This window comes from Blautia sp. AM42-2 (assembly GCF_003480245.1).
GTDB classification, from domain to species: Bacteria; Bacillota; Clostridia; order Lachnospirales; family Lachnospiraceae; genus Fusicatenibacter; species Fusicatenibacter saccharivorans.
Genome location: NZ_QUIM01000003.1, coordinates 1 through 26,377, shown reverse-complemented (window position 1 = coordinate 26,377; position 26,377 = coordinate 1). Strand labels below are relative to the sequence as shown.

25 protein-coding genes are annotated in these 26,377 nt (G+C 45.3%); 5 read left to right on the top strand and 20 right to left on the bottom strand.

Features of this window, described 5'->3' with window-relative positions; genetic code table 11:
- Nucleotides 1–193: 193 nt before the first annotated feature.
- From DW915_RS05435 to DW915_RS05420, 4 genes are read right to left on the bottom strand one after another with little or no spacing between them, the layout of a single operon-like run.
- On the bottom strand, nucleotides 194–1,984 hold the full coding sequence (locus DW915_RS05435) for an ABC transporter ATP-binding protein (RefSeq protein ID WP_118741737.1): 1,791 nt from the start codon (nucleotides 1,982–1,984) through the stop codon (nucleotides 194–196).
- Nucleotides 1,956–3,272 carry a nucleotidyltransferase domain-containing protein gene (locus tag DW915_RS05430; protein WP_118741736.1) on the bottom strand — a complete coding sequence of 439 codons (1,317 nt, stop codon included), beginning with the start codon at nucleotides 3,270–3,272 and terminating at the stop codon, nucleotides 1,956–1,958. The genes DW915_RS05435 and DW915_RS05430 overlap by 29 nt, the downstream gene beginning before the upstream one ends.
- Nucleotides 3,269–3,760 (bottom strand): S24/S26 family peptidase, encoded by a 492-nt coding sequence (locus DW915_RS05425; protein ID WP_055266871.1) that lies wholly within the window; start codon nucleotides 3,758–3,760, stop codon nucleotides 3,269–3,271. Before DW915_RS05425 ends, DW915_RS05430 begins: the two co-directional genes overlap by 4 nt.
- Nucleotides 3,757–4,680, bottom strand: a complete 924-nt coding sequence (locus DW915_RS05420) for a hypothetical protein (protein WP_055266869.1) — start codon at nucleotides 4,678–4,680, stop codon at nucleotides 3,757–3,759. The genes DW915_RS05425 and DW915_RS05420 overlap by 4 nt, the downstream gene beginning before the upstream one ends.
- A gap of 402 nt (nucleotides 4,681–5,082) precedes the next feature.
- On the opposite strand from DW915_RS05420, the gene DW915_RS05410 reads away from it, so the two are divergent.
- The 3 genes from DW915_RS05410 (at nucleotide 5,083) to DW915_RS05400 (ending at nucleotide 7,061) form a co-directional block, all read left to right on the top strand.
- Entirely contained in the window at nucleotides 5,083–5,397 is a 315-nt protein-coding gene (locus DW915_RS05410) for a PqqD family protein (protein ID WP_158581023.1), read from the top strand.
- A gap of 2 nt (nucleotides 5,398–5,399) precedes the next feature.
- Nucleotides 5,400–5,843 (top strand): hypothetical protein, encoded by a 444-nt coding sequence (locus DW915_RS05405; protein WP_118741733.1) that lies wholly within the window; start codon nucleotides 5,400–5,402, stop codon nucleotides 5,841–5,843.
- Between the two features lie 111 nt (nucleotides 5,844–5,954).
- Nucleotides 5,955–7,061 carry a radical SAM protein gene (locus tag DW915_RS05400; protein ID WP_118741732.1) on the top strand — a complete coding sequence of 369 codons (1,107 nt, stop codon included), beginning with the start codon at nucleotides 5,955–5,957 and terminating at the stop codon, nucleotides 7,059–7,061.
- Nucleotides 7,062–7,270: 209 nt separating this feature from the next.
- Here DW915_RS05400 and DW915_RS05395 read toward each other — a convergent pair whose 3' ends face one another.
- The 16 genes from DW915_RS05395 to DW915_RS05320 all read right to left on the bottom strand — a co-directional run bounded on the left by DW915_RS05395 (nucleotide 7,271) and on the right by DW915_RS05320 (nucleotide 24,778).
- Complete coding sequence (locus DW915_RS05395; RefSeq protein WP_055268352.1) at nucleotides 7,271–9,415, bottom strand: glycoside hydrolase family 3 C-terminal domain-containing protein; 2,145 nt, start codon at nucleotides 9,413–9,415, stop codon at nucleotides 7,271–7,273.
- A gap of 232 nt (nucleotides 9,416–9,647) precedes the next feature.
- Entirely contained in the window at nucleotides 9,648–10,253 is a 606-nt protein-coding gene (locus DW915_RS05390) for a type IV toxin-antitoxin system AbiEi family antitoxin domain-containing protein (RefSeq protein WP_022462444.1), read from the bottom strand.
- Between the two features lie 315 nt (nucleotides 10,254–10,568).
- Nucleotides 10,569–12,248 (bottom strand): aminotransferase class I/II-fold pyridoxal phosphate-dependent enzyme, encoded by a 1,680-nt coding sequence (locus tag DW915_RS16330; RefSeq protein WP_158581022.1) that lies wholly within the window; start codon nucleotides 12,246–12,248, stop codon nucleotides 10,569–10,571.
- A 5-nt stretch (nucleotides 12,249–12,253) separates the two neighbouring features.
- A complete protein-coding gene (locus tag DW915_RS05380; RefSeq protein WP_082424743.1) occupies nucleotides 12,254–12,634 on the bottom strand; it encodes an ABC transporter permease in 381 nt (126 codons plus the stop codon).
- On the bottom strand, nucleotides 12,619–12,972 hold the full coding sequence (locus DW915_RS05375; RefSeq protein WP_117804665.1) for an ABC transporter permease: 354 nt from the start codon (nucleotides 12,970–12,972) through the stop codon (nucleotides 12,619–12,621). The genes DW915_RS05380 and DW915_RS05375 overlap by 16 nt, the downstream gene beginning before the upstream one ends.
- A 96-nt stretch (nucleotides 12,973–13,068) precedes the next feature.
- Nucleotides 13,069–13,407, bottom strand: a complete 339-nt coding sequence (locus DW915_RS05370; RefSeq protein WP_022462439.1) for a P-II family nitrogen regulator — start codon at nucleotides 13,405–13,407, stop codon at nucleotides 13,069–13,071.
- Between the two features lie 30 nt (nucleotides 13,408–13,437).
- Complete coding sequence (locus DW915_RS05365) at nucleotides 13,438–14,652, bottom strand: ammonium transporter (protein ID WP_117804666.1); 1,215 nt, start codon at nucleotides 14,650–14,652, stop codon at nucleotides 13,438–13,440.
- Between the two features lie 73 nt (nucleotides 14,653–14,725).
- A complete protein-coding gene (locus DW915_RS05360) occupies nucleotides 14,726–15,064 on the bottom strand; it encodes a P-II family nitrogen regulator (RefSeq protein WP_055221847.1) in 339 nt (112 codons plus the stop codon).
- 249 nt (nucleotides 15,065–15,313) lie between these two features.
- The gene (locus DW915_RS05355) at nucleotides 15,314–16,669 is read right to left on the bottom strand and encodes an NAD(P)-dependent oxidoreductase (RefSeq protein WP_117804667.1); all 1,356 of its coding nucleotides are present in this window, start codon (nucleotides 16,667–16,669) and stop codon (nucleotides 15,314–15,316) included.
- A 612-nt stretch (nucleotides 16,670–17,281) separates the two neighbouring features.
- A complete protein-coding gene (locus DW915_RS05350) occupies nucleotides 17,282–17,551 on the bottom strand; it encodes a hypothetical protein (RefSeq protein WP_055221876.1) in 270 nt (89 codons plus the stop codon).
- A gap of 16 nt (nucleotides 17,552–17,567) precedes the next feature.
- Complete coding sequence (locus tag DW915_RS05345; RefSeq protein ID WP_147341985.1) at nucleotides 17,568–17,816, bottom strand: hypothetical protein; 249 nt, start codon at nucleotides 17,814–17,816, stop codon at nucleotides 17,568–17,570.
- Between the two features lie 25 nt (nucleotides 17,817–17,841).
- Nucleotides 17,842–18,558: a metallophosphoesterase gene (locus DW915_RS05340; protein WP_118741731.1), complete on the bottom strand. Its 717-nt coding sequence runs from the start codon at nucleotides 18,556–18,558 to the stop codon at nucleotides 17,842–17,844.
- Between the two features lie 206 nt (nucleotides 18,559–18,764).
- Nucleotides 18,765–18,851, bottom strand: a complete 87-nt coding sequence (locus DW915_RS16540) for a helix-turn-helix domain-containing protein (RefSeq protein ID WP_117762139.1) — start codon at nucleotides 18,849–18,851, stop codon at nucleotides 18,765–18,767.
- A gap of 171 nt (nucleotides 18,852–19,022) precedes the next feature.
- Nucleotides 19,023–19,823 carry a helix-turn-helix transcriptional regulator gene (locus tag DW915_RS05330; protein WP_019163021.1) on the bottom strand — a complete coding sequence of 267 codons (801 nt, stop codon included), beginning with the start codon at nucleotides 19,821–19,823 and terminating at the stop codon, nucleotides 19,023–19,025.
- A 351-nt stretch (nucleotides 19,824–20,174) separates the two neighbouring features.
- Nucleotides 20,175–21,572, bottom strand: coding sequence for an MFS transporter (locus DW915_RS05325; RefSeq protein WP_055221854.1), 1,398 nt, complete (start codon nucleotides 21,570–21,572; stop codon nucleotides 20,175–20,177).
- Between the two features lie 167 nt (nucleotides 21,573–21,739).
- Nucleotides 21,740–24,778 carry a glycoside hydrolase family 2 TIM barrel-domain containing protein gene (locus DW915_RS05320; protein WP_055221856.1) on the bottom strand — a complete coding sequence of 1,013 codons (3,039 nt, stop codon included), beginning with the start codon at nucleotides 24,776–24,778 and terminating at the stop codon, nucleotides 21,740–21,742.
- Between the two features lie 200 nt (nucleotides 24,779–24,978).
- Here DW915_RS05320 and DW915_RS05315 point away from each other — a divergent pair, with 200 nt between their 5' ends.
- On the top strand, nucleotides 24,979–25,842 hold the full coding sequence (locus tag DW915_RS05315; RefSeq protein WP_055221858.1) for an AraC family transcriptional regulator: 864 nt from the start codon (nucleotides 24,979–24,981) through the stop codon (nucleotides 25,840–25,842).
- Between the two features lie 83 nt (nucleotides 25,843–25,925).
- On the top strand, nucleotides 25,926–26,377 hold a 452-nt coding region (locus DW915_RS05310), incomplete at its 3' end, for a transposase (protein ID WP_199676777.1).

Sequence of the window (26,377 nt, the reverse complement as noted above, 5' to 3'; positions counted from 1 at the left end):
ACGTATCGTGTTGTGTGACCTTTGATGGTTGTATTATAGCAGGATTTTGACTTGCAACTCTATAACTGATTTGACTTTGAAGTATCACTCTTCCGACCTTTGTGTCTTTTTTGTGTCTTTTTTCTGTCATTCCCATCCAACGAAAAAAATGGCTCCTCCTCCACCTGTTTTATGAAGGAAAAGCCATTTTCTGTCAAAAATCTTCCACCATCTTTGCCCCTTCTGCCTCATCGAGCTCGGTCACGGTTCCATTCATGACACGGTAAACTCTCTGGCAGAGGCCGAGGACACTCGGGCGGTGCGTCGTAACGATGCAGGTTTTGTTGGGACGCTGGCGGATGATGTTTCGGAGAACGTTTCGTTCCGTCGTAACGTCCAGTGCCGAGGTGGCTTCATCCAGAAGCAGCACCGGGGCATCGCGAAGGACGGCACGGGCGATGGCAAGCCGCTGGGACTGGCCTTCGGAGAAACCGCGGCCACGTTCCCCGACGCGGCTGTTAATGGTATCCGGCAGATGCTGAACAAAATCCCAGGCGCAGGAGATTTTGAGCGCTTCGATGATCTCCTCGTCGGTCGCATCCTCTTTTACCATGCGCATATTTTCGGCGATTGTGCCGGAAAGGATCGTATTTCCCTGCGGCACATAGGCGAAGAGATGACGCGTTTCGGCGTTCATGGGAACCGTTTTTCCGTTTGAGGCAATGATCACGGTTTCCCCCTCCTGCGGGCGGATAAGGCCGAGAATCAGGCGGATCATCGTTGTTTTTCCCTCGCCGGACGGGCCAACCAGCGCTACAATCTCGCCGGGGGCGGCCTGAAACTCCGATCTGGTGATTACTTTATTTCCTTCTATATAAGAAAATTCTACCCCATGCATCTGTACCCGGAATCCATCCTTTGCCAGCGGATCAAGCGCGGCGCTCTCCGGGATATGGACTTCTTTTGGCAGCTCTACGAGCTCACGGATCCGGTGCGCCGAGACGGAGCTGTTGAGGAAGGACGGAATAATTGAAATTACGTTTCCAAACGCGCCGGAAAGGTTACTCCGCTGCTGCAGGAACAGCGTCATGGTTCCATAGGTAATGTCGTGCGTCCACAGGCGGAACAGGCAGTATCCGAACGCCGTAAACTCCACCGCACTCCCGAGAATAGACATTACGATATTGGTTTTAATCGTAAACAGATTATATTTCAGGCTGATATCCTTGAAAAGTCCCTGCCACCAACGCATCTTTTTGCTGTAATACGGTGCGATGCCAAACGACTTGATCGTATCAAAATTGTAGAACGCTTCTACCTCAAAGCTCATCAGATTACTGCTCATCTCGCGTACTTCTTTGCTGTATTCCCGCTGACGGCGGATCATAAACCGCGACATCAGAAGCAGGAACGGTGCGCTTAAAAAAGCAATCAGTGCCATGACCCAGTCATAATGCAGAATCACGAAAAAGGTGGCAATAAACCGATACACAGCAATGATAATCGTCGGGAGCCAGCTGATTGCGTTGCCGCTGACCGTTCCAATGTCGCCGTTGAAACGATTGAGTACGTCACCGTTTGCGTATTTGCTGATTTCCAGCCAGTCCGCATCAACGATTTTGTCAAAAATATCCGCCTGGATGTCGTTGTTGATGGCGATACCAAGCTTCGTTGAAATGCGGTTAATGACACTCTCAAACCCAAGGCTGAACACGGTGCTTCCGATCATGATGCAAAGCAGTAGCGGGAGCTTCTGTATCTGGTATCCGGTGATGATATCGATCAGGTATTTTCCTGCCACGCTGCCGACAAGCCCAAGCGAAGTGCTTAAGATACCGAGAATCGTATAAAAAACAATCGCACCCTTATAGCGCGCGCTGTAGCCAAAAATCCATTTCCAGTCATCGATGATTTCCGAGAACGTTCCGTTTTTCCATCGCTCCGACAGGATGCGGAGAGACTCGAAGGGAGCGTCTTTACTTTTCTCTTTGGATTCTTCCTGCATGCGCGTCCCCTCTCTTTTTCCCGTCTACGGTACGGATCATATCGTATTTTTTCAGCAGCTCGACACGTCCCGCACCCACTTCAATGCTCGATTTCTGTCCTTTTTCTCCCTGCCCCAGCCATTTCAGGATTCGCTCCACGTATGCAGCCGGGAGCAAAAACGGATACCTCGCCGCATAGGGATACTTGTTTTTCATATAGGAAGCTTCCGGAACCAGCGATTTCCAGATTCCCCCGGCTGTGTGCTTTTCCGTTCCGGTTTCTGCCGCATACAGGGTAATGTTTGCACTGTGGATCCTTCCCACACTCGATTTCCCGAACGAACCGGCATCGAGAATATCGATCAGAAGCGCTTCGGAATCCGGGTGAAGCTTATTTGCGGCACGGACTGCCCCACTTGCTTCATAGGAAAAGCCCAGATACCGCTCGCCGATATCCAGCAGATTGATACAGAAGCACGTCATATGATACTCTTCGCACAGCTGCCAGAACATTTCCCAGTCTATTTTTCTTCCATATATACGAATCATCTGTACCATATCACAGATCTGACGGATCCCAACGCCGCCGTGAAGAAAGTGCTTGAAGCTGTGGCAGAGAAGATAGAAAAGATGATGCGTTTCTTCTAAGGTAAAGATGCTCTGCCCCTGCACTTCCACTTTGGATGGATGCGCAAAAACATCGGAAAATGCACGGTTCAGATAACCATAGGCAGAGGATTCTGTGCTGAACAGCCTGGTATGTATTTCATAGAAGACCCCTGTTTTCGGATGAATGTAGCCCATCTCTTCCGGGGCATCACCGTCTTTGGCACCATTTGGCATTGCGGTTTCTTTGTCCCGCACAAAGCCCTTCCTCATAAAACAGGCATCTACTGTTGCAAAATCCTTTGCCGAAATCAGAAGATCCTCATCCCCGGACGGGCGCAGATCTGGTTTCGGATAGAGACTTCTGCACACAATTCCTTTCATCACCAGCGGCTGCACGCCCAAATGCTCCAGCTCCTTTTCATCGGAAAGAAACAGCGCTGTACGCGAAACCTGCTGCAAAACACTCTGCATTGCCTGCGTTTTTACCTGTCTGCGAAGCTCGTCCGGAAGCTCTGCAAATTCCGGTGTTTTTCCCACAACATCGTAGACCGCTGACAGCAGCGAATGCTGTGCCGCGAGGACAAACAGATGATTCCATTGTTTTTCTGTCAGCCCCTGAATTTCTGCCGGCGATGCTTTTTCTTCTGTCAAAAACGCACGAATCACCGCAAGGAATGCGGTTTCTGTTTCTGTAATCATCTTCTTTTCCTTTCATTTTCTCTGCACGCATCATTTTTCTTTTTATCCACACCGAATAACCGGGCATATCCATGCATCAGAATCGGACGAAGCGGGATAATGCGAATCCAGACCTGTGCAAAAAACTCCCACCAGAACGTTCCCGGTACAAGTATTTTTCCTTTTCGTTCCACTTTTGTCACCCGTGCAAAGATCTGCTTCCGTTGCACATGATGCTCGATTTCCGTCTGTGCATCCCCGATTATGTCATAACCGTCTGCATGAACGCGGCAGATCCGATGCACGACAAACTGTCCGCCCGGCCGCTCGTAAAATACGATATCACCTTTCCGAAGTTCCCGCTCCGGCGCTCGGAAGAAAATACTGTCGCGTCCATGAATCAGAAACGGCGCCATGCTGCTCCCGGAAATCACCATACGCACTTCTCTGTCCTGCTCTACAAGTTCTTTCAGCATTCCGACATAGGCACGTGTATCCATCATTTTCATGCATGTTTCTCCCTTTTCTGAATCATGTTTTTGTGCAGTGCAGCTGCATATGTTTCACTTTCGAACGAACCGGTCCCGATCTCCTGCTCCAGCGTTTTCACCGCATCTTCTGAAATGTCGCACGCAAGATGATACACCGGAACTTTTCCAGCAAGCTGTTCGAGAAGGTCGAGACTGTGCACCAGTCCCTCCCTGTCCCAGCGGTTCATGGTGATCTGTCCGTACAGACTCGTAAATGCCTCTGCCGGACGCAGCCGCCACGCCTGATTCGTCTTTGCCTGGCTCAGCATTACAATGCATCCGACCGGGAGCTTTTTGTTTTCGCAGACTCCTGATGTTCCGCAGACCGGCCAGCCGTTTGCTGTCCACGCTGTGCCGTCATATTCCAGCAATGCCTTATCCCCATTTACGGTACGGCTTCCCCGGTACTGTTCCCAGAGTCCCGCCTGTGTGGTTTTGCCCGTTCCCGATGGTGCAGAAAAGAGCATTGCTTTCCCCTGATACTCCGTGTATGCACAGTGCAGAATCAGGCACGGCTGCTCTGCCAGACGGCGCTCCAGGGCAAGGAGGGAAAGAAAAACAACTTCATACTTTTCAACTTCTGCCAGATACCACCTGCCGACGAAAACCTCCGCACGATTTTGCGCAGTCTCACGGTAGAATGCATAAGGACGCGCTTCTCCTTTCACACCGATCCGGCGGCTCTCCAATCCTTCTTTTGTATGAAACACCTGCAGATCGACCCGATCCACAATCAGCTCTCCCTCCGCTTCCGGCAATATGTCGACGGCCGTAATGATATATGTATAATCCGCAGAATCCGTTTCCACCAAAAATTTTTCCATATCCACCGGAAGTACCAGCTCTTCCGGAAACTTCAGCCGGAAGGAAAAACTCCCTGTCTGAAATGTTTTTTCCATCAAAAACTCCTCTTTCTCCCCATGATCTTCCCTTCTCTCCGCCACGTATCACGATCCCTTTTTCCGCATTTATGATAACAAAAAAAAGAGACTCCGTCAATCTTTGTGTCCTTTTTTGTAATTAAATACGTAATTTTATTTTTGACTGATCTGCAGCGTTTTATAGTCATGCCGGAAATACAATTTGTTTTTTCTATCAGACCGCTTTTGTCCACAAAAATCTGCGACCGAAGCGCCATCTCATCCATACAAAAGTGCATATTGCAAAGCGTGTTTTTTGCCAAAGTTTCCCTTGACAATTACTGTCTATTTCTCTATAATTCTATATGTAATAAAAACTGTAATATTTTATTTTTACTTGTTTTTCTGGCATTGTACTTTTGAAAGAGGGCTGGGATGTTGATGGAGAATGTAATGGAACGTGCTTTATCAGAGGAAAAGCACTATTGTGCCAATGAAGATTACATAGTAAGAGAAATTGCAGGGGAGACAATTCTTGTGCCGACGGGGGCGAGTGCGGAACATTTTAATGGAATGCTGACACTGAATGAGACTTCGCGGTTTTTGTGGGAATTGTTTCGGATGCCGCATACGTTTGAGGAAACGGTGGCAGCCGCGCAGGAACGATATGAGGACGATAACCAGTCTCTGGAATCGGATATTTATGATTTTATGAAGGAAAGTGTAATGCTCGGATTTCTGAAGGAGGAGGAGTGAATATGGAAAAAATGAAGTGGACACGACCGGAAACTACCGGGGAGATGTTTGAGGCGAATGAGTATGTGGCAGCCTGCATCACAGGTTTAATTCAATGTGCTTACCCAGGTGATGGACAAACCAATGGACAGATAGACAAATTTGATGATTATAACGGGAAAAAAAGTGGCTATTGGACAGACAACAAAGGCATGCTGCATGGTCTTTGTGGCTACGATGCGAAAATTTCTTTCAGTGAAGATACCGGAAGTGGTTTTGAATATATTGGTGATAAGATTCAGCGAAACCGTCCTATTTACAGTATCAAAAATTATAGCCCAGCCGTCGGTACGTATTACAATGTAACCTGGAACAGTGACGATGGTGACAATCACAGCGGTACGTATTCTCATACTGGTCGTCTTAAAATCACTAATATTGACAGTAACCACCCTAACCATTCCTAATTAACCATAAATTCAAAAAAAATAGAAATTTCCCAATCACCCGAAATGCGGTCAGCTCCCCAGAAGTTGGCCGTATTTCCATATCTGCATATCTATACAGAAAGGACCCCCATGGACAATCTCACCTACGAAAAACATCTGATCTCCAAAGCCGCCCGCTCCCACACCCCGATTAACGGCAGTCTCGAGCTTCTCCCCTTATGCAACATGAACTGTGGCATGTGCTACGTCCGGCTCTCGCGTCCGGAGATGGAGCGCCAGGGGCATCTGCATTCTGCTGCGGAATGGATTTCGCTTGCGCGCCAGATGCAGAAATCCGGCACGCTTTTCCTTCTTCTGACCGGCGGCGAGCCGCTCCTCTTTCCAGATTTTAAAACGTTGTATCTGGAGCTTCGCAGCATGGGTATGATTCTGACGATCAATACGAACGGGACTCTGATTGATGAAACCTGGGCGGACTTTTTTGCACAACATCCGCCGCGGCGCATCAATATCACGCTGTATGGAACTTCGAAGGAAACCTACCGCGATCTCTGTCATTACAAAGACGGGTTTGAAAAGGCGCTGCGCGGGATTCGTCTTCTGCGGGAACGGAATGTTGATGTGAAAATCAACGGCAGTCTCGTGCGAAGCAACAGCACGGATGTGGACTCCCTAGTGGCACTCGCCCGCTCTCTCGACGCTCCGATCAACATCGACACCTACATGTATCCTGCCCGGCGCGAGCGATCCGCTGCGTTTTGTGAACAGTCCCGGCTTCTGCCAGAGGACGCTGCACGTGGAAAAGTGCAGTTTGAAAAAGCTTCCCTCGATTCCAAAACCTATCTTCAAATGGCTCAGACCATCATAACCCGCGTCTCCGAAACGCCGGATACTCCCGAACCTGATTTCCAGCGCATGCGCTGTCAGGCGGGCCGCACTTCCTTTACAATCAACTGGCAGGGAAAGATGCGCCCCTGTGTGATGCTCTCGCAGCCGGAAATCAACGTTTTTGAAACAGGATTTGATAACGCATGGAAGCAGCTTCAGTGCGAAATCGAAACCATCACCTTAAATCCCCGCTGCTCCTCCTGCTCCCTCCGTCGCATCTGCCAGACCTGCGCTGCCTGCGCAAAACTGGAAACCGGCGCTTACGACGGCATCCCCGGCTACATGTGCCGCTATACAAAAGAACTCCTGCATCTCTATTCTGCGGATCTCGCTGCCTCACGCGCCTGAGCCATGAGAAAAACACTTTGTAAATTTCTCAGGTTCCCCTTCATACGCCTGATCCGCCGTTGGCAATGCGCACACGCAGTGTCTCTGCAGCCGCTACGGCTGGTTTTGTATACCATAATGTACTCATATCCTGTCTCCCCATTCTGTCACCAAAAGAGGGAGGCAGACGATTCCACCTCCCTCTTCGTTTTTCAATTTCTATCTAATACTTAATACTCGACGTTCTCTTCATTTCCTTCTTTTCTGACCGTCAGAATCTCTGTCTCACGTCCTGTCAGCGCGCGGCTTCTTTCGCCCGGCTGCTGTCCGCCGATGGAGATTTCATACTCGCCCGGCCGTACGACACATCCGCCGTCCTCTGTGATAACAGCAAAATCTCTTGCATGCAGTGTCACGGAAACCTCTTTTTCTTCTCCTGCCTGCAGTTCCACGCACGCGATGCCTTTTAACTGGAAACCTGGCTCACCCGGCTGTGCGTTTTTGTATTTCACATAAACCTCTACGCTCTCATGCAGCGGATATGCACTCTCATTCTTCACCTTCGTGCACACGGTCACATCGTCGAGCACCGCGCTCGTCTCCTGCTCCGTTTTTGCGCCGCTGTAGGAAATTGTTCCATACGTCAGTCCATATCCAAATGGATACAGAATATTTTTATCAGTATAGCGGTAGGTTCGTCCTGCCATGCTGTAATCGGTGAACTCCGGCAGATTTTCTGTTCCCTGATAGAAAGTCACCGGCAGTTTTCCGTTCGGTGCATAATCGCCGAACAGCGCCTCGGCCACGGCTTTTCCGCCGCGCGCACCCGGATACCAGCTGTCAAGGATAGCCGGTACATGCTCCTCGGCCCAGGACAGGTCGATGGCACTTCCTGCCGAGAGAACGAGGACTACCGGTTTTCCAACCGCTGTGATTGTCTCAAGCAGTTCCTCCTGTAAGCCCGGCAGATTGAGGCCCAGCTTATCGCCGCTCGCGTATTCGTTTCCGGCATCGCCTTCCTCGCCCTCAACAGTTGCATCAAGTCCAAGGCACAGAACGACAACGTCTGCGTGCTCAGCGGCAATGACAGCCTCTTTGAAACGGTCTTTGTCCTCGCCGAGTCCTTCGACTTTATTTTTATACAGATGGCAGCCCTCTGCGTATGTCACTCTCACATCATCACCGACATACTGCTGAATTCCTTCCAGCGGTGTGATGTATCTGGACGATGTTCCCTGATAGTTTCCAACCAGCGCTGCTCTCGAGTTCGCGTTCGGTCCGATCACGGCGATACTGCGGATCTTCTTCACATCGAGCGGCAGCATATTGTTTTCATTTTTCAGCAGAACCATACTTCTTCTCGCTGCCTCGACGGACAGATCAACATGCTCTTTGCACTCGACTAGATCGTAGGACAGATCTTCGTACGGTGACGGATAGTCTTTCATCATACCGAGGCGGATGCGGATTTCCATCAGGCGCTCAACTGCCGCGGTGATTGCCTCTTCGGATACCAGGCCATCCTCGTATGCTTTCGGCAGATGCAGGAAAGCAACGCCGCAGTTCAGGTCACAGCCGTTGTTGACGGCACGCGCTGCGGACTCCTCTACATTTTTGGTCACTCTGTGGTGCTCATGGAAATCTATGATTGCCCAGCAGTCGGAGACAACATGGCCTTCAAAGCCGAACTCATCGCGCAGGATGTCCTTTAACAATGTCTTGCTTCCGCATGCCGGTTCACCGTTGACACGGTTATACGCGCCCATGACTGCCTCGACTTTTGCATCCTTGACACAGCGTTTGAAGGCATACAGATAGGTGTCATACAGATCATGTTTGCTGACTCTTGCGTCAAACTCATGGCGGATCGCCTCTGGGCCGCTGTGGACGGCGAAATGTTTGGCACACGCCGCTGCCTTCGGGTGATCCGGGTCCGGTCCCTGTAATCCGCGGATGTAGGCGCATCCGAGCTCACCAGTCAGATACGGGTCCTCACCATATGTCTCATGGCCACGGCCCCATCTCGGATCACGGAAAATGTTGACGTTCGGTGCCCAGAAGGTCAGGCCTTTGTAGATGCCGCGGTCGCCTTTTCTCGAAAACTCGTTGAATTTTGCACGTCCCTCGGTAGAAACAACATCACCGATCTCCTGCAGCAGCTCTTTATCAAACGTTGCTGCAAGGCCAATAGCCTGCGGAAATACCGTTGCCACACCAGCTCTTGCCACGCCGTGCAGCGCTTCATTCCACCAGTTGTATGCCGGAATGCCAAGACGCTCGATCGCCGGTGACTGATAGACCATCTGGCTCATTTTTTCTTCCAGCGTCATCTGGGAAACCAGCTGTTTTGCATACTCTCTCGTCTCTTTACTCATAGGTAAAATCCTCCCGAAATTTGTTGCCTCTATTGTATCGCCGCGTTTCCCGTTCGGCTAGTCAAGTATTGCTCTTTGCTTCTCATTTTATGCGATTTTTGCGAATGACACAGGAGAACATACGAGGAAATCGTGTATGCGTAACCATCCGATATACACGCAGAAACTCCCGGCAGAATTTCTCGTATAAGATCTTCCGTCGGGAGTTTCCCTTATCTATTCCTGTGAAATTTTATTTCTGATACTCTTCCTCGATATTTTTTACCGCACGGAGCTTGTTCGCGTATTCCAGAATCTCTTCTTTGGAATATTTCTGTTTCCGGCACCAGGTGAGGATTTCTTCTTTTACTTCCTCCGGCATCTTGTTGTTCATGCGCAGACAGTCACAGAAGGTTCTCTTCGGAGAATAATATTTGTAGGAACCAAACTCTGTCTTTTTCTCACAGATTTCGCCCGGGACATCGGCATTCTGGAAATAAAAACGTCTGATTTCAAAATTTTCCAGATCCATTTTTTTTCGGTCTGTCCGTGCTGTTGCAACTGCAATCGTAGCCGGCTCTTCTTTCAGCATTCCGGCAAGCCATGCAGCACTGTCCATGCAGATGACTGCGCGTGGGTTTACTTTCGCAATTTCAATATATTGATAGTCTTCCGGTTTTTCATAACCACAGTCCTTGCACCAGTACCAGCCGCGTGCAAATCGTTCCAGACTTCCTTCCTCTTCCATTTCTGCCAGCTGCAGTACGGTCACCTGATGATCTCTGAGGTCTGCGAAGCTCATATATCCATGATGTTCTTTAAATAACGTCGTGATCTTCTGGTATGTTTTAAAAAGCATATTTTCTTTCCCCTTTCAGGATGTGATACATCTTTTTTCATCTATAGGCGTTTGCACATATAATATTCCAATTTTCATGGAATGGCAAGCACTAATTTGCAAAAACCATGTTTTTTCTCTGTTTTTTTCTTATTAGCTGCTGCTAACATATTTCTCTTTTTATCACTTATAAGTATACCTTTTTTACCTGAAATATGCAACCTGCTGATCCGCTTTTTCTGTTCTCATACCAGCAGAAAAAGACCGGATTTTTTACTTCTCATCCGGTCTTTTTCTCTTTCATTCTATCTTTTAACGTTTACCGTAAAACCTTTTTCACTCTGCCGCTTTCTGGGCGCAGACATTCAGGTTCCAGGAAGCGGAACATTTCCGCATGATTCCAATCAGCTCTTCGGAGCCCAGCGCATAGCCGACACGAAGGCCTGCCATCGCATAATATTTGGAAAAGGTGCGGAGAACCAGAATCGGTTTTTCCGGATGTGCTTTCATATAATCGACCATACTGCAGCAGTCCGGCTCGGTGGCAAACTCCATGTATGCCTCATCCATCACCAGCAGCACGTCCTCCGGAAGGGTATCTGCGAATGCTTCCAGCTCCCCGATCGGCACATACGTTCCGGTCGGGTTATTCGGATTGCAGATCACCACGATTTTTGTTTTTTCACCAATTTTTTCTTTCATGGCAGGGAGATTAAATTTCTGCTCTTCGGTTACCGGTACGGAGACCGGCACACCGCCATTTAAATACGCCATGTCGGCAAATGCCCCGTAGGTCGGCGCGGAAAACAGCACCTCATCTCCATCGTCCAGAAAGGTCAGTCCGATCATATCGATCATCGCACTCGATCCGGCGCCTGTCAGTACATTTTCTGCTTTTAATCCGTACTGCTCCGCTACCTTCTGTTTCAGCAGTACTGCTGCAAAATCAGGATAAAAATGGCTACCCGCCCTAGAGTCCTCCAGCGCCGCCTCCTCCCCGGAAACTGTGATTTTTGTTTCATCCATACATTCCAGCCAGCATCTGCAGCAGTGCGTCTCGCTGTAGGTTGTCACCGGAGAGGCCTGTACCTCACAGATCTTCATAGTGTAAGGACAGCGGCTCATAAATGCGCAGCCCTTCGGAAGCTTTAAGAGGTCCGGCGGTGTTCCCGGAATCGGAACGAGCGGTTCGTCGTTATCCTTTGCCGAATTGTTGATACTGTTCAGAAGACCTTTCGTGTACGGATGATGCGGTTCGTAGAAAATCTCATCGACGGTTCCCTCTTCTACGATCTGTCCTGCGTACATAATGGCAATCCGGTCACACATAGAAGCGACAACGCCGAGGTCGTGGGTAATCATAATAACGGAGGTTCCTTTTTCCTTCGTCAGCTTTTTCAAAAGCTCCAGAATCTGTGCCTGTACGGTCACATCCAGTGCGGTTGTCGGCTCATCTGCGATAATCAGCTTCGGATCACACGCCAGCGCCGTCGCAATAATGATTCTCTGCCGCATGCCGCCGGAAAATTCAAATGGATACTGATCGAGCCGTTTTTCCGGACTTGGAATTCCGACCTGCCGCATCAGCTCAATGGCTTTCGCTTCCGCTTCTTTTTTAGAGCAATTCTGATGCTTTCGAATTCCCTCTGTCATCTGAATTCCGATTTTCAGGATCGGATTCAGAAATGTCATCGGATCCTGGAAAATCATGCCGATGCGGTTTCCGCGGATCTGCTGCATTTTCTTTTCATAAGCCCGTTTTTCTTTCCGGTCCTTCGTGTGCGGCGGAGAAATGTTTTCTCCGTCGAAAAGGATCTCTCCTTCTTCCACTCTGCCGTTCGATGCCAGAAGCCCCATCAGGGTCAGCATGCCGACACTTTTTCCGGAACCGGACTCGCCGACAATACCAAGTACCTCGCCCTCTTCCAGATGGTAGGAAACATCGCGGACTGCGCTGACGGTTCCCTGCTGCGTTTCAAATTTTGTTGTGAGATGGCTGATTTCGAGTAAACTCATACGCTTCACCCCCTGGTTTTCTTTGGATTAAAGGCATCGCCGATTCCCTCACCGAGGAAGTTCAGGGAGAAAATGGTGATACAAATGCAGATGGTCGGCAAAAGCAGCTGTCCCGGGTGCATGGTGAGCACCTGTCGGGCATCCTGCGCCATGGAACCCCAGCTTGCCATCGGAGCGGAAATGCCGATTCCGATGAAGCTTAAGAAGGCTTCGGTAAAAATGGCATTCGGAACAAGGAAGGTAATCTGTACAATGATCGGTCCGATGGCATTGATCAAAAGGTGACGGAAGAGAATTCTCGCATCACTTGCTCCGATGACGAGTGCTGCCATGGAAAACTCCTGCTCCTTTAAGGCAATCAGCTGGCCTCTTACCTGACGAGCCATGCCGATCCAGCCCGGAATGCAGATACCGCAATAGAGAGAAGTCCGATGCTTAGCGTGTACGGAAATCCTCTTGCGATCAGTGTATTAACAGAAACGTTCTTTTTATAGGAAATGCCGAGATCTCCGTGCATCAGATTTTCCATGTAAAGAATATACTGTTTCCACATGGGTTCATCCAGTCCGTAGGTCGATTCGAGCTGTTCAATCGCGCTCCGGGAAAGATTATCCGCCTCGAACGGGCTGCCCGGCATAATCCGAATCAGGAAAAAGGTAATGGTGATCAGTGCCCAGATTGTCACCACTCCGATGAATAAACGTTTTATGATGTATCTTACCATGCAGCATTCCTCCCGTTCCGGCTTTTTTAGCTCAGAAGAGGCAGCCGAACGATCTGCTCTGGCTGCCTCTTTGCACCTTTTTACTGTCTTTTGTTTTTATAATGCTTCCTCGCCGCGCTGGCCGGTACGAACCCGGATGACGTCTGCCACTTTCTCGACAAAAATCTTTCCGTCTCCGATATTTCCGGTACACAGCTTCTTTTCCAGAAAGCCTTTTAATACTTCAATTGTCTTATCGTCACCGACGGTCTCGAATTTGCATTTCATCAGTACATTCGGTCCGCTCATGGTTCCACGGTACATCACCCGGTAACCCTTCTGGTTTCCATATCCGGTGATATCCGTTTCCATCACGCCGTACACGGCACACGATTCCATGATGTCGATGACATCCTCCCGGTTCGCGGGTTTGACAATAACTGTCAGCTTTTTCATATCCGCACCACCTTTTTTATTGATCCTTTTTTATTTATCATTATGGAAGTGGAAGTTTGCATAAGCGCTGCATCCGTGCTCGTGCATATCCAATCCGTCGATCTCTTCCTTCTCGGTTACGCGAAGTCCGATGGTCTTTTTCAGGACGAAGAACAGAATGAACGCCAGGATCAGGGTATATGCTGCAACTGCTACAAAACCGATCATCTGGGTGATAAAGCTGCATCCCTCGCCGAAAATACCGGTGAATAAGGTTCCGAGTGCTCCACAGACACCGTGTACACTGATTGCACCAACCGGGTCATCGATTTTTACGACTTTATCAAAGAATTCAACTGCGAATACAACGACAACACCTGCAACTGCTCCAATGAACAGTGCCTCGTAATCATTGACTACATCACAGCTTGCTGTAATAGCTACCAGTCCGGCCAGTGCGCCGTTCATTGTCATACTGATATCCGGTTTTCCATAACGTACCCAGGTAACAATCAGGGTAACAAGTGTTGCTGCTGCTGCCGCAAGGTTTGTAGTCATGGCAATGTCGCCAAGATTATAGGTTGCTGCTGTGGTAGATCCACAGTTAAATCCGAACCAGCAGAACCAGAGGATAAAGACACCAAGTGCTCCAAGCGGAAGGTTATGACCAGGAATAGCAACCGGTTTTCCCTCTTTTGTGTATTTTCCGATACGAGGTCCGACCATTTTTGCACCGGCAAGGGCACACAGACCGCCGACCATATGAACTGCGGTAGATCCTGCAAAATCATGGAACCCGATCTGGCTTAACCAGCCGCCTCCCCAGATCCAGTGTCCGGTGATCGGATAAATGAAAACGCTGATCGCTGCGGAGTAAATCAGATAAGAGATAAATTTGGTTCTCTCTGCCATAGCTCCTGATACAATCGTTGCCGATGTTGCACAGAACACGGTCTGGAAAATCATGAATACGCCGATCGGCAGTCCGTTGAACATGCCGTCTGCATCTGCCAGCGATTTCGGATTAAAAAAACCGGCGGTTCCGATAAAAGCATTGCTTCCTCCGAACATCAGCGCAAATCCGATGATAAAGAAGAAAATAGAGCCGAGCACGAAATCCATCATGTTCTTCATCAGAATGTTTCCTGAGTTTTTCGCTCTTGTAAATCCTGTCTCCACCATGGCAAATCCGGCCTGCATAAAATACACCAGAAAGGCTCCGACCATGGTCCATACGATATTGAGTAATACCTGTGTGTTTTCCATAATAAGTTCCTCCTCATTCCCATCTTACCTGTTCCCGTCTGCAGATCTTCTGAAACGGTGGCTTTCAGATTTTTTAAAGTGCCTGTTCGCCGTGCTCACCTGTCCGGATCCGCACTGCATCTTCGACATCGTAAACGAAAATTTTTCCATCGCCGTAGTTTCCGGTTGACAGGTTTTTCACAACAAAATCAACGATTTTCGGAACCTTGTCGTCCTCCACAACGGTCTCCACTTTAACCTTCGGAAGCATTTTGGCCACGATTTCCGCTCCACGGTACATCTGACGATATCCCTTCTGATTTCCATATCCAAGGATATTTGTGATCATCATACCGTTTGCCTTCTGCTCCTCGAGGAGTAGCTCCAGGTTTTCGAGGCTCTCCGGACGAATTACAATTTCCAGCTTTTTCATGATTTTCCCTCCCTTTCCGAACCGGTCCCTGTACAGCTTCTGATTTTTCCGGCTGCGGATTTCTTTTTTATCCGCCTTCCCGGTTTTCTCTTCCATTCATTTACCGGCTCTGCTGCTTCTATATAGAAATCTGTTTTCTGACAGATTTTCTAACCTCTTCTTTCATGCCTGGACTGTTCCGCAGCTCTGCTGTTTTTACAGTTGTTTTTACAGTCGTTTTTTTGCATCTGCTTTCACAATCCGCTGTTTTTAATTAATCACACTTGTCGGCATTCCCTCCAGGTACGACCGGAAGTTTTTCACCGCCAGATCTACTGCACGGAGTCTTGCTGCCTTCGGCTGCCAGGCGATATGGGAAGTAATAAAGGTGTACGGCGACTGCATCAGCGGAATCTGATACTGCGGCGGCTCATTTGCGACAACATCGAGTCCTGCCATATAAACCTTTCTCGATTCCAGCGCCTCAAGAAGCGCCTCCTCATCGATGATGATTCCCCGCGCGGTGTTGATAATGATGACACCGTCCTTCATTTTGGCAAATGCTTCACGGTTCAGCAGGTTTTCTGTTTCCTTCGTATGCGGACAGTGAATGGAGATCACATCCGACCGTTCGAAAATTTCTTCCATGCTGACCTGCTCGATGCCGTCATACTGCGGCCCCGTCTTTTTGTGACGGCTGTTTGCGATGACCTTCATGCCAAAGCCCTTTGCCATTCTTGCCGTCCAGAGGCCGATCGCGCCAAGTCCGATGATTCCCATCGTTTTCTGGTAGAGCTCAATCTGCGGCACGAACAGTTGATTGTAGCTTGCCTGCGGATTCGTTTCTTTTTCTTTCCAGTACCCTGTTTTGGTGTAATCGCTCTGTACCGTCACGTTATGACAGATGTTCATGAGCAGTGCCATCGCATACTGGGCAATGGTGACATCACCGTAAATCGTATTCGTTATGGTCACGCCCCGGCGTCTTGTCATTTCCACATCGAAGTCTTCAAATCCATGTCCCAGCGTTGCGATATATTTCAGATTCGGATGCGCTTCAAAAAGCTTTTCGTTGATCACTCCTTTGTGGACCCAGATACCAAGTGCTGCGTCGGCGTTCCCGATCTGACTGCTGTAATCTTCGAAGATGTACCTCTTTTTCCCCTGATGGATGATACGGAACTTTCCGATCTGTGGTACGGTCTGCAGCATTTTGTTCCACTCTGCTTCTATTTCTTCGTACGTCAGATCGATGGTTCCCGGGTCTCCCTGAAAAACGACTACCTCATAGTTTTCTTCTTTCATACGCCTCGCCTCCTGTTGTGCAATCAGTCCGCAGATCATAACGAGCTGTTCGGCTGCGTGACACGCTGTTTTCTTATCCCCGCTTCCGAGGAACTGTGCTCCGACAACGGAACCGCCGCTTGCCATCGATGTGAAAATCACGATCAGCAGTACACAGATCGTATTGACAAGTGAGATTCCGGAAACAGCCGTTTCACCGGCCCCGGATACCATTACCATGTCTGCCATACCGACGGTAACGGCCAGCACCTGTTCCACAATCAATGGTACGATCAGCCGGACCAGACGCTTTCTGTCAAATAAGACGTTTGTGTTTTCCATCGGACTTTCTCCTTTCCGGTAAAATCAAAAAGCGATCTGGAAATCTTCCTTCCAGATCGCCCCGTTGCGAACTCTTTACTGACGTTTCTCCTTGGGATTGAAAAACGCGGCACGAAGCTTTCCCTTCGTACCGCGCCTTTGCGAATCCACTACTTATATGGAGTTTATCTTGAAAAACAGACAGAGCGTTTTCCGGTTTTCTGAGAGTGTTTTTTGGGAGAAATAAAACCTTGGAGAAAGGGAGAAAATTACAAACGGAGCGATTCTATTCCCAGAACCGCTCCGTTGCGTTATCTTTACTCTATTCTTTTTCTCTGCTGTTTTTCAACATAGGCACATTCTAGCGGAATTCCCGCTTTTTGTCAATCCTTAAATTTTTCGATGATTTCCGGTCTTTTTCATCAGTTCTGTCAATTTTACACAATTTCACCGATGTTTTTTCGGTTGTTTCTGAACATTTTTCTCATGAACCTTTGAAATTTCTTTGTTTTCTTTTAAAATCGCGGAAAAACTCCGGCAAAATTCTGTGAAAATTCAGAGCGGACGCCAGACTTGGCATTCATCAAATATCCGCTACCTGTCTGGAGCGTGTTTGAAAAAAGCTCTGTTATGTCAGATCCAGTCAAAATCTCCGCCGGTAATCGCAAGACTTAAGAGTGCATCCATCTTTTCCACTTCCTCTTCGCCCTCGATTTTTTGCAGCAGCACTGCGGTGTCCAGCACATCCTCCAAAGATTCGCCAGGTCCGATTTCATAATCCACCTCCGCCTCGCAGTCCGGGCATGGGATTTTTTCCATCGTCTGAAGGGATAAAAAGCGGTTGCCGCATTTCTTGCATTCATAATAACCACATGTTTTGGTTCCGTCTGGTACGTAATACATTTTTTCATACTCCTTTTTATTTTTCATACTTCTCAATGATACACTGATGTTCTTTTACCGCATCCGTGAACTCGCTGCGGATTTCTTCATTTGGAATGTACGCCATCTGTTCTCTTCGATCGTATGCCAGATAGCCTAAGTGAATCAGTGCAGTTAAAACGTCATCTTTATTTTTAAATGTCACCATATCATTCTGATACGATTTCGTTTTTACTTTCACTCGTTCCCCGGACATCATCGTAATAATGTCTGTTATAATATGCATCCAATTACGTATCGGATTCTACATCTTAATTCATCTTAATTCCGCAGTATTCCCATGTCACTGTATCGAGCAGGAGGAACTCCTCCGTTCCAATCGGCTTTCCATCTCTGTAAGTTGAAAACACATCCGTGCTAATCAGATTTCCCTCTTTCGTAATTGCATCCATAGGTGTATGACCTACAACCTGCAACAACTTACGTGGCTTATATAATCTCATTTTTGAATGCTGTGGTCTCAGCCAGATCGGCGATGCATCATTCCACATCTCGATTCTTCCGAGCTGATTAATCGTCTCTAGCACAGCATCCACATCATTATATTTTGCTCGCGGAACATATTCCTCTACAAAGAAATTCAGTACGCCTCCATGAGAAAAGAGAACATTGTCTATTCTCTGAACATATTTAATGGGATTATCTTCTGGAACAGCCTCTCGCAAATCCAACAACTTTCTTTGCACTGTCATTGAAGCCATGGAGCTATAACCGCTCTCCAGACAATGCCACAGATAACTCAAATCGTGATTCCCGTAGCACCAGGCTGTTTCCGGAAATGCTTTTGCAAACCGAATAGCCTCATCATAAGTTTCTTCATAAAGTCCGACATTATATTGCTTGTCCCAATCATCAGGGATGTCCATCAGACATACCGCTCGATCAGCAATTCCCTGATGCATAAGAGCTGTAGCCTGTTTAAACATCTGCGGTTTAAGATGAACATCAGGAATTACTAATATCTTCATACCATCATACCTTCTTATACTATTCTACTGGATATATCACCCTTTGTCCGGATATCTTCCAACTGATACCGCATTTGCAATGTCTTAATCCAATGAACTGCTGTTTCATAGCACCACCACAGACAGGACATCGTTTTGCTTTTGATCTCATCGCTTACCATGCTCAAGTTAAGCTTCTCTTCTCCATTTACCTGAGGTACAGCTGATCAAGATGCCGAAGCGATGACACAGCCGAACGTTCTGGCAAACAAAACTTTCTGCACATCATCGGGGTAGAATTTGACCCAAAACATTACAAAGGAAAGTGACCCTGTACGACAAAAACATTATACAACAAAAAACACTGATTGGTAGACTTCATCAATATTTTTTTCTACAAATATTTTTATATTATATCATCCACACATGAAATCAAATACATAGCACTGTAAAATCAAAGTAAATATTTCGATCAACAGAACCTTTTATGACAACATCTCTTTCACACAAGTACTTCGATAATCACTTGGTGATATTTTATATCTTTCTTTAAATACTCGGTTAAACGTTCTCTGACTTTCAAATCCACTATCCAGACAAATATTTGTAATAGAATCACTCGTATTTTCCAAACGATGGCATGCATAGTTCAGCCTTGCATCGTTAAGATATTGATTAAAGTTTCTATGGAATGTCTTGGAAAAGAGTCTGGATAAAACATATTTGCTCACGCCCAGGTCTTTTGCCATCTCTTCCAACGAAAACTTCTTCTTGAAATTTGCTGATATATAGGAAACTGTCTGGTAAATAAGATCGTTGCTCCCCACACTGCTCTTTTCTACCAAATTTAATTTTCCTATGCAGCGTGCCAACACAATTTGAAGATATGCCTGTGCAACAGTAATATCCGACTGTTCTGTCTCTAAAATTGCATTTATAACCCTATATACCTCCGGTTCAACCTTTTCCGCTTTGATGATTGGGTATTCAGGAGCCATGGATTGCATGATATCTGCAAATTTGGCTATCGTAAATGGCGATGCGATCAGATAAGTCGCTTTATTTACACCGGGTGTCAGTACCTGATAGTGATGAATAACATCTGGAAATACAAAGCCTATATCTCCTTTTTCCATATGGTATAGTTCCTGTCCGACACCAAGTTCTAATGCTCCACTTGTTACACAAACGATCTCCAGTGCATTATGAAGATGTGGTTCAATATGTTTTGACTTCCTATTTATTGCTATAATCTCCTCTTTTGTGTCAACATATTTTAACTGCATGAAATACTCCCTTTTGCAACATTTGTCTATATCTTCTTTCAATTTGGCAAGCAATCCTTTTACACCTATCTTATAATCAACTTGTAAATAAGGAAAGGAGGAATTGCAAATGAGCAACCTAAAAAAATATCTGAATGACCTTTTAGTATTCTACACTGAATATTTTGAGCATCCTTACCATGTATAAATACTAAAAGGACTATTTTGTGAAAACTGAATATTTTCTTAAGGCCATTTCACAAAAATGAAGTGGTCCTTTTTTATTTTCAAAATACAGTTCTATCACTTTATATATAGAAAAAAGCACTGTCTCATCGAGCAACGACCAGACAACGCTTTCTCCTGTCAATTCTAATTTATGTCTAATGCATCCGTTACTTCATCTGCAGCAATTCCTTTTTCTGCTTTCAGTTTTTTATTTGCATCTTCTACATTCATTCTTGAAAGTGCAAACATAATCAATACATCAAAGATTAACGGAAGCCAAAGATACATGAACTGCATCATATCAAGTGCAGACTGTGGCTGAGTTGCATTTGTTCCGACATATCCACTGAACTCAAGCATCCATCCAACAACAGCGGTTCCAATACCTCCACCGATTTTTACACCAAGAGAAGTACAAGAGTACATCGTTCCGTCAATTCTCTTTCCCTGCGTAAGATAAGTGTATTCAGAGCAAGATGCGATAACTGCATTCATATCTCCCTGCCATGGTCCCTGACCTAAGGCTGCAAGAGCTGTAAATGCCATCATCAGCGGAACACTGCCCATATATCCGGCAACAACAACAAGTGCTCTACCGATGACTGCCAAGACGTAACCTCTTAAGTTCAGTTTATACATACCTTTCCACTTACCAACTAATGTCGGTGTGAAAATCAGGGCAATGATCAGTGGAATATTTACTGCCCATGCAAATTGTCCAAACAAATTCTTATTTTTCAGTACCCATGTCATGTAATAAATGCCAGCTCCAATCATGGCACCATATAACTGCTGTAAAATATATGTTCCACAAATCATCATGTAATATTTGTTTTTAACAAGAAGCTTGAATGCCTGTACCATTCCGTACTTTTCATTATCATTCTTTACTTCTCCTTCATTAAGTTCTTCCTCCGGAAGTTCCTTAACAGAAAGTGCTGAAATCGTATTTACGACCAGACCAATGATTGCATAGATAATAGCAACCGTTCTCCATGCCGCAGCATCTCCACCACATTTATCTACAAATTCAACTGTAATCGCCTGAATCAGAAGACTTGTTGAAAATGCAAAAATAAAACGGTAAGATCCCATCTGTACACGCTCTTTGCTGTTCTTTGTAATCAGTGACGTAAGTGCTGAATAAGCAATATTGTTTGCTGTATAAAACACACCATTTAACAGTGTATAAGAAATAAAGAACCATGCATATTTAGCCGTTGTTCCAAAGCTGACTGGTACTGCAAAGCAGCAGACCAGCGTAATGGCACAACCAATGTATCCGTATAGCATCCAGGGTTTCGCTTTTCCCATTTTACTGTGTGTTTTGTCAATCATTGATCCAAAAAATATATCCGTAAAACCATCAAATAGTTTTGATACGGCAATCAGGGTACCCACGACACCTGCAGCAAGTCCTACCGAGTCCGTCAGATAGACCATCATAAAAGATGTCAAGAACGCATAGACTACATTACCTGCAACATCACCTGATCCGTATCCAATTTTGTTATACCATTTCAAATACTTTTTTTCTTCCATCGAATTTCTTTGCTCCTCATCTTCATCGCACTTAGAATCTCAATATGTCTAACCGTATGATGTCTAATTCTAATTTTTTCTCTGTTTTTGTCTGATTGCTCTGTATATCCGGACTTTACATTGCAATCAGACTATCCTTCTTTGTTTACGGGTTACATGAAACTTTATTATCCCTTTACATACGGTATCAGCGTAAACTGGAACCGGAATAATACATCATCAAATCGGTACTGATCTAATACAACTGGACCACAACTATTAGAACCAATGCCATTTAATGCGTAGTCAACACAGAATACTACACTATCTGATTCTATTAATTCATAATTATGCGTTTTCTTCTCAAGTTCTTCCTGTGTATAATAAGAAGCATTGAATGAAAATGCCTTTTCTGCGGATGCCACAATTCCATATCGGCTGTTGTTAAGCTCTACATATTCACAATCATAATGGCTTCCATTTTCCTGTGGACGGATATAGTCCTCATGTAAATCTCCTACATCTGCCCGGTATAAACCGTGGCTCGCAGCCTGATGTTTATCACAATAACTTTCCTGTGGTCCCATTCCAAAGTATCTTACAGCTGAAAGTTTTTTATCCAGGAACATCCTCACACCAAATCTCGGAAGATCCGGGAATTCATCGTCTTTTGTTACTGCAATATCTGCATCAATCTTTCCAGCAGCTTCTATTTTCCATGTAATCGTCACATCAAGAATCTTCTGTACTGTCTCTGCCACAACGGAAGCATGGCTTGTAATCTTCACACCATGTTTTCCCTGCACAACCTCTGTCGTATAGGCTCTTGTGTAAGCCTTATCATAGTGGGCTTTCTTCCATTCAGACTTGATGTACATATCGTTATCTGTTGGAGCTCTCCAAATATTTAATTCCATCGGATGGTTCAAGTATTCCCGCCCTGCGAATTTCATCTCTGTAAAGAGTGCAGTACGTTTGTCTATGGTATAAGCAAATTCACGCCCCTTGATATGAATCTGTGTATCATTTTCATTTACCTGTAATTCAGAGTCCACTACTGTTTTTGGTATCCATTTCTCTGCAAGTTTACATTTTGTATCCTCTTTACTTACCTCAATTTCATCAAATCCAAGAATATGGTCTTCATTCAACAGTGGCAATTCTTTTTTCAGATGGTAAATAAGTTTTAAATAACATTTCCCATTCTCTGGAACATTGATCTTCAGGTTTGTTTTTCCTTCCCCGTGTGGTGCCACAGAAAACTCCGGAAGTATGCCTTTGCTGATCACAAGACCATCCTGTGTCAGCTCATAACTAATCTTCACATAATCTTTCAAGTCATCAAAATCCATGTAGTTATGAAGCACCAGTTCTCCGCTTTCTTTGTTATAGGAAATAACTCTTGCCGGGCGATAAACATTCTTGTATTCCAAAAGTCCTGTATGTACCGTTCTGTCCGGATATACTAATCCATCCATACAGAAGTTGCCATCATGAATTTCTTCGCCATGGTCGCCCCCATAAGCATATATAGTCTTTCCATTCTCAGCAGTTCCATGAGCAATCGCATGGTCACACCATTCCCAGACAAAGCCGCCGCACATTTTATCATTATCCTGAATCATCTGGAAGTAATCTTCAAAATCTCCAGGTCCGTTTCCCATGCTGTGACAGTACTCTACCAAAAGGAAGGGTTTGCTTCCATCTTTATCCAGATATTCCTGAATTTCGGAAAGCGCCGGGTACATCCGGCTGTACACATCCAGATTGCTGTAATCATATGTTTCATCATAATTACGGTATCTTGCACTCTCATATTGTGTGATGCGGTCTGGATCAAAATTCTTTGTCCATTCCAGTGCTTTTTCAAAGTTGCAGCCATAAGCACTCTCATTTCCCATTGACCACATAACAATACAGAAACGGTTTTTGTCACGTTCCACCATGAGTTTTACGCGATCAACGATTGCCTCTTCCCATACCGGATCATCTGCAATCTTCTCATTCCATCGTTTGAACCGATTGTAATCAGTGTCTTCTTTTCTGTAGATCATAAATGGACCATGAGCTTCAATATCTGCTTCATCTATTACCATGAATCCATACTTGTCACACATTTCATAGAAAAATGGTGCGTTCGGATAGTGGCTGGAACGGATCGCATTAAAATTATGCTGCTTCATTAACGTAAGATCGGTTGTGAGCTGTTCCAGACTGATTGTAAATCCAGTAACCGGATCGGAATCATGTCGATTGACACCACGGAATTTAATCTTCTGTCCATTTAGGTAAATGACCTGGTCTTTAATCTCTATCTTTCTTAATGCAATGTGATCTACAATTACTTCATTCTCTGTTTCAAGAATCAGTTTATATAGATATGGATTTTCTGTATTCCAAAGTTCCGGACTTGCAATTTCTAATACAGCTGTTCCTTCTTCAGCAATACTTCCTAGTGCTACAACTGCTCCGTTTCTATCTTCAATCGAAATTTTTACATTTAAGGGAAAGTAGAATTTCATTTCAATTTCTACTTTCGCAAGCATATCCTCAATTCTTGTTTTAATATGATAATCACTGATTGCCTGTTTTGGGCGTTTCAAAATGTACACATCCCGGAAAATACCACTCATACGGAATTTGTCCTGATCTTCCAAATAGGAACCATCACACCATTTCATTACCAACACTGCCACCGTATTCGTTCCATCCTGAAGTACATCGGTAACATCAAACTCACTGGTCATATGTGAAACCTGGCTGTATCCTATGTAAGAGCCATTGATCCATACATAAAAGCAGCTGTCTACTCCTTCAAAGTTCAAAAAAGCTTTTGATGCTTTCTCATCTCTGCTGTACTCAAAATTATGTACATAAGCTCCACACGGAATATCCTGTGGCACATATGGTGGATCAAACGGAAACGGATACCGGATGTTTGTATACTGGTGTGTATCATATCCTGCCATCTGCCATACACTTGGAACCTGAATCTCATCAAAATTTTCTGTATCATAATTCTTCTCAAAGAAAGAATCCTGAATGTCATAGATGCTGTTAAAATACTGGAATTTCCAAGTTCCATTCAATAACTGCATACGATCTGATTCTTCTCTGTGTTCCACCAAGTTATCCATTCTTTTGGATGCCGGAATATAATAGGCTCTGGCTGGCATTGTGTTTTCGTGCAGTACGCTTAGATTTTCATAATAACGTGGTACGATCATAAATAACTCTCCTCCAATACATATACTTTTTTGTTCTTTGTTTCCCTAAAGCAAACCTTATACTTTACTTTTTTGTTTACGTTCCTTAGTTATGCTATATATAGCTTATCCTAATCCGCAAAACATGTCTATAAATTGGATTAGACAAAATATGCACTAAATGATACAATGATAAAAAGTGCGAAAAGAGGTGCTGTCCTATGTATTTGAACACCGGTTATTTGAACCACTCACATATGGATTTCAAAGACAAAAGTCGTCCGCTGATTGTAGGTAGCTGTGGTACTTACCGTCTTTCCAGACATCCCAAACTTCCTACCTACCGTCCAAGGGGTCGTCTGGATTATCAGATTATATATATCACTGCTGGTTGTGGGCATTTTCATTTTGATAATGTAAATAACGAAACGATTGTTCCAGCCGGCAACATTGTACTGTACAGACCGAAAGAACTTCAGAAATATGAATATTACGGAGAAGATAAGGCAGAAGTATACTGGATTCACTTCACAGGAAGCAATGTGAAAAATATCTTACGTCAATATGGATTTCAGGATAAAGAACGTGTCTTTCAAGTGGGTACATCTAATGAATATGAACAAATTTTCAAGCGTATTATTATCGAGCTCCAACGCTGTCAAGATAATTATGAGGAAATGCTCGTCCTTTTGCTACGTCATCTTCTGATCAGTTTCCACCGGGAACTGACAAGAGAGCACATATTAAAAAATGAATATCTTGATCATGAGATGGATAATGCTGTTACCTTTTTCAGTGAAAACTACAATCAAAATATCAATATTGATGATTATGCTGCCTCACGAGGCATGAGTGTCAGCTGGTTTATCCGAAATTTCAAAAAATATACCGGTTCTACACCAATGCAATTTATTGTGGGAATCCGCATCAACAATGCTCAGATGTTACTTGAAACAACAACTTATTCCATCAATGAGATTTCTAAGATTATCGGATATGATAACCAGCTTTATTTCAGTCGGCTTTTTCACAAGTTGAAAGGATATTCGCCGAGAGAATACCGAAAGCTGAGAAACAAATTCTGAGAGAGTATGAAACTTTTTCTGTAAAATAATGTTTGGAAGGTTCTTCTATGATACAATAAATATCATTAGGAGGACCTTTTATTATGGCAAGACAAAAGAAACCGGTACATCGAGTACAAATGACCGAAGGAAAACGAAACATCATCCATCAGCTCCTGGAAGAGTATGATATCCAGTCTGCTGAAGACATCCAGGATGCGCTCAAGGATCTTTTAGGCGGTACCATTAAGGAAATGATGGAAGCGGAAATGGACGATCATCTCGGCTATGAAAAATCAGAACGTTCGGATAATGATGATTACCGCAATGGGTATAAGCGCAAACAGCTCAACAGCCGATATGGATCGATGGAAATCGAAGTGCCGCAGGACCGAAAATCAACATTTGAACCACAGGTGGTGAAAAAACGTCAGAAAGATATTTCTGATATTGATCAGAAGATCATTTCCATGTATGCCAAAGGAATGACTACCCGACAGATTTCCGAAACCATCGAAGATATTTATGGCTTTGAGACCTCGGAGAGTTTTATTTC

Coding starts and splice junctions, on each gene's coding strand:
- DW915_RS05435 (WP_118741737.1), bottom strand. CDS start 1,984: ATGCAGGAAGAATCCAAAGAGAAAAGTAAAGACGCTCCCTTCGAGTCT.
- DW915_RS05430 (WP_118741736.1), bottom strand. CDS start 3,272: ATGATTACAGAAACAGAAACCGCATTCCTTGCGGTGATTCGTGCGTTT.
- DW915_RS05425 (WP_055266871.1), bottom strand. CDS start 3,760: ATGAAAATGATGGATACACGTGCCTATGTCGGAATGCTGAAAGAACTT.
- DW915_RS05420 (WP_055266869.1), bottom strand. CDS start 4,680: ATGGAAAAAACATTTCAGACAGGGAGTTTTTCCTTCCGGCTGAAGTTT.
- DW915_RS05410 (WP_158581023.1), top strand. CDS start 5,083: ATGGAGAATGTAATGGAACGTGCTTTATCAGAGGAAAAGCACTATTGT.
- DW915_RS05405 (WP_118741733.1), top strand. CDS start 5,400: ATGGAAAAAATGAAGTGGACACGACCGGAAACTACCGGGGAGATGTTT.
- DW915_RS05400 (WP_118741732.1), top strand. CDS start 5,955: ATGGACAATCTCACCTACGAAAAACATCTGATCTCCAAAGCCGCCCGC.
- DW915_RS05395 (WP_055268352.1), bottom strand. CDS start 9,415: ATGAGTAAAGAGACGAGAGAGTATGCAAAACAGCTGGTTTCCCAGATG.
- DW915_RS05390 (WP_022462444.1), bottom strand. CDS start 10,253: ATGCTTTTTAAAACATACCAGAAGATCACGACGTTATTTAAAGAACAT.
- DW915_RS16330 (WP_158581022.1), bottom strand. CDS start 12,248: ATGAGTTTACTCGAAATCAGCCATCTCACAACAAAATTTGAAACGCAG.
- DW915_RS05380 (WP_082424743.1), bottom strand. CDS start 12,634: ATGGCTCGTCAGGTAAGAGGCCAGCTGATTGCCTTAAAGGAGCAGGAG.
- DW915_RS05375 (WP_117804665.1), bottom strand. CDS start 12,972: ATGGTAAGATACATCATAAAACGTTTATTCATCGGAGTGGTGACAATC.
- DW915_RS05370 (WP_022462439.1), bottom strand. CDS start 13,407: ATGAAAAAGCTGACAGTTATTGTCAAACCCGCGAACCGGGAGGATGTC.
- DW915_RS05365 (WP_117804666.1), bottom strand. CDS start 14,652: ATGGAAAACACACAGGTATTACTCAATATCGTATGGACCATGGTCGGA.
- DW915_RS05360 (WP_055221847.1), bottom strand. CDS start 15,064: ATGAAAAAGCTGGAAATTGTAATTCGTCCGGAGAGCCTCGAAAACCTG.
- DW915_RS05355 (WP_117804667.1), bottom strand. CDS start 16,669: ATGGAAAACACAAACGTCTTATTTGACAGAAAGCGTCTGGTCCGGCTG.
- DW915_RS05350 (WP_055221876.1), bottom strand. CDS start 17,551: ATGTATTACGTACCAGACGGAACCAAAACATGTGGTTATTATGAATGC.
- DW915_RS05345 (WP_147341985.1), bottom strand. CDS start 17,816: ATGCATATTATAACAGACATTATTACGATGATGTCCGGGGAACGAGTG.
- DW915_RS05340 (WP_118741731.1), bottom strand. CDS start 18,558: ATGAAGATATTAGTAATTCCTGATGTTCATCTTAAACCGCAGATGTTT.
- DW915_RS16540 (WP_117762139.1), bottom strand. CDS start 18,851: ATGTTTTGGGTCAAATTCTACCCCGATGATGTGCAGAAAGTTTTGTTT.
- DW915_RS05330 (WP_019163021.1), bottom strand. CDS start 19,823: ATGCAGTTAAAATATGTTGACACAAAAGAGGAGATTATAGCAATAAAT.
- DW915_RS05325 (WP_055221854.1), bottom strand. CDS start 21,572: ATGGAAGAAAAAAAGTATTTGAAATGGTATAACAAAATTGGATACGGA.
- DW915_RS05320 (WP_055221856.1), bottom strand. CDS start 24,778: ATGATCGTACCACGTTATTATGAAAATCTAAGCGTACTGCACGAAAAC.
- DW915_RS05315 (WP_055221858.1), top strand. CDS start 24,979: ATGTATTTGAACACCGGTTATTTGAACCACTCACATATGGATTTCAAA.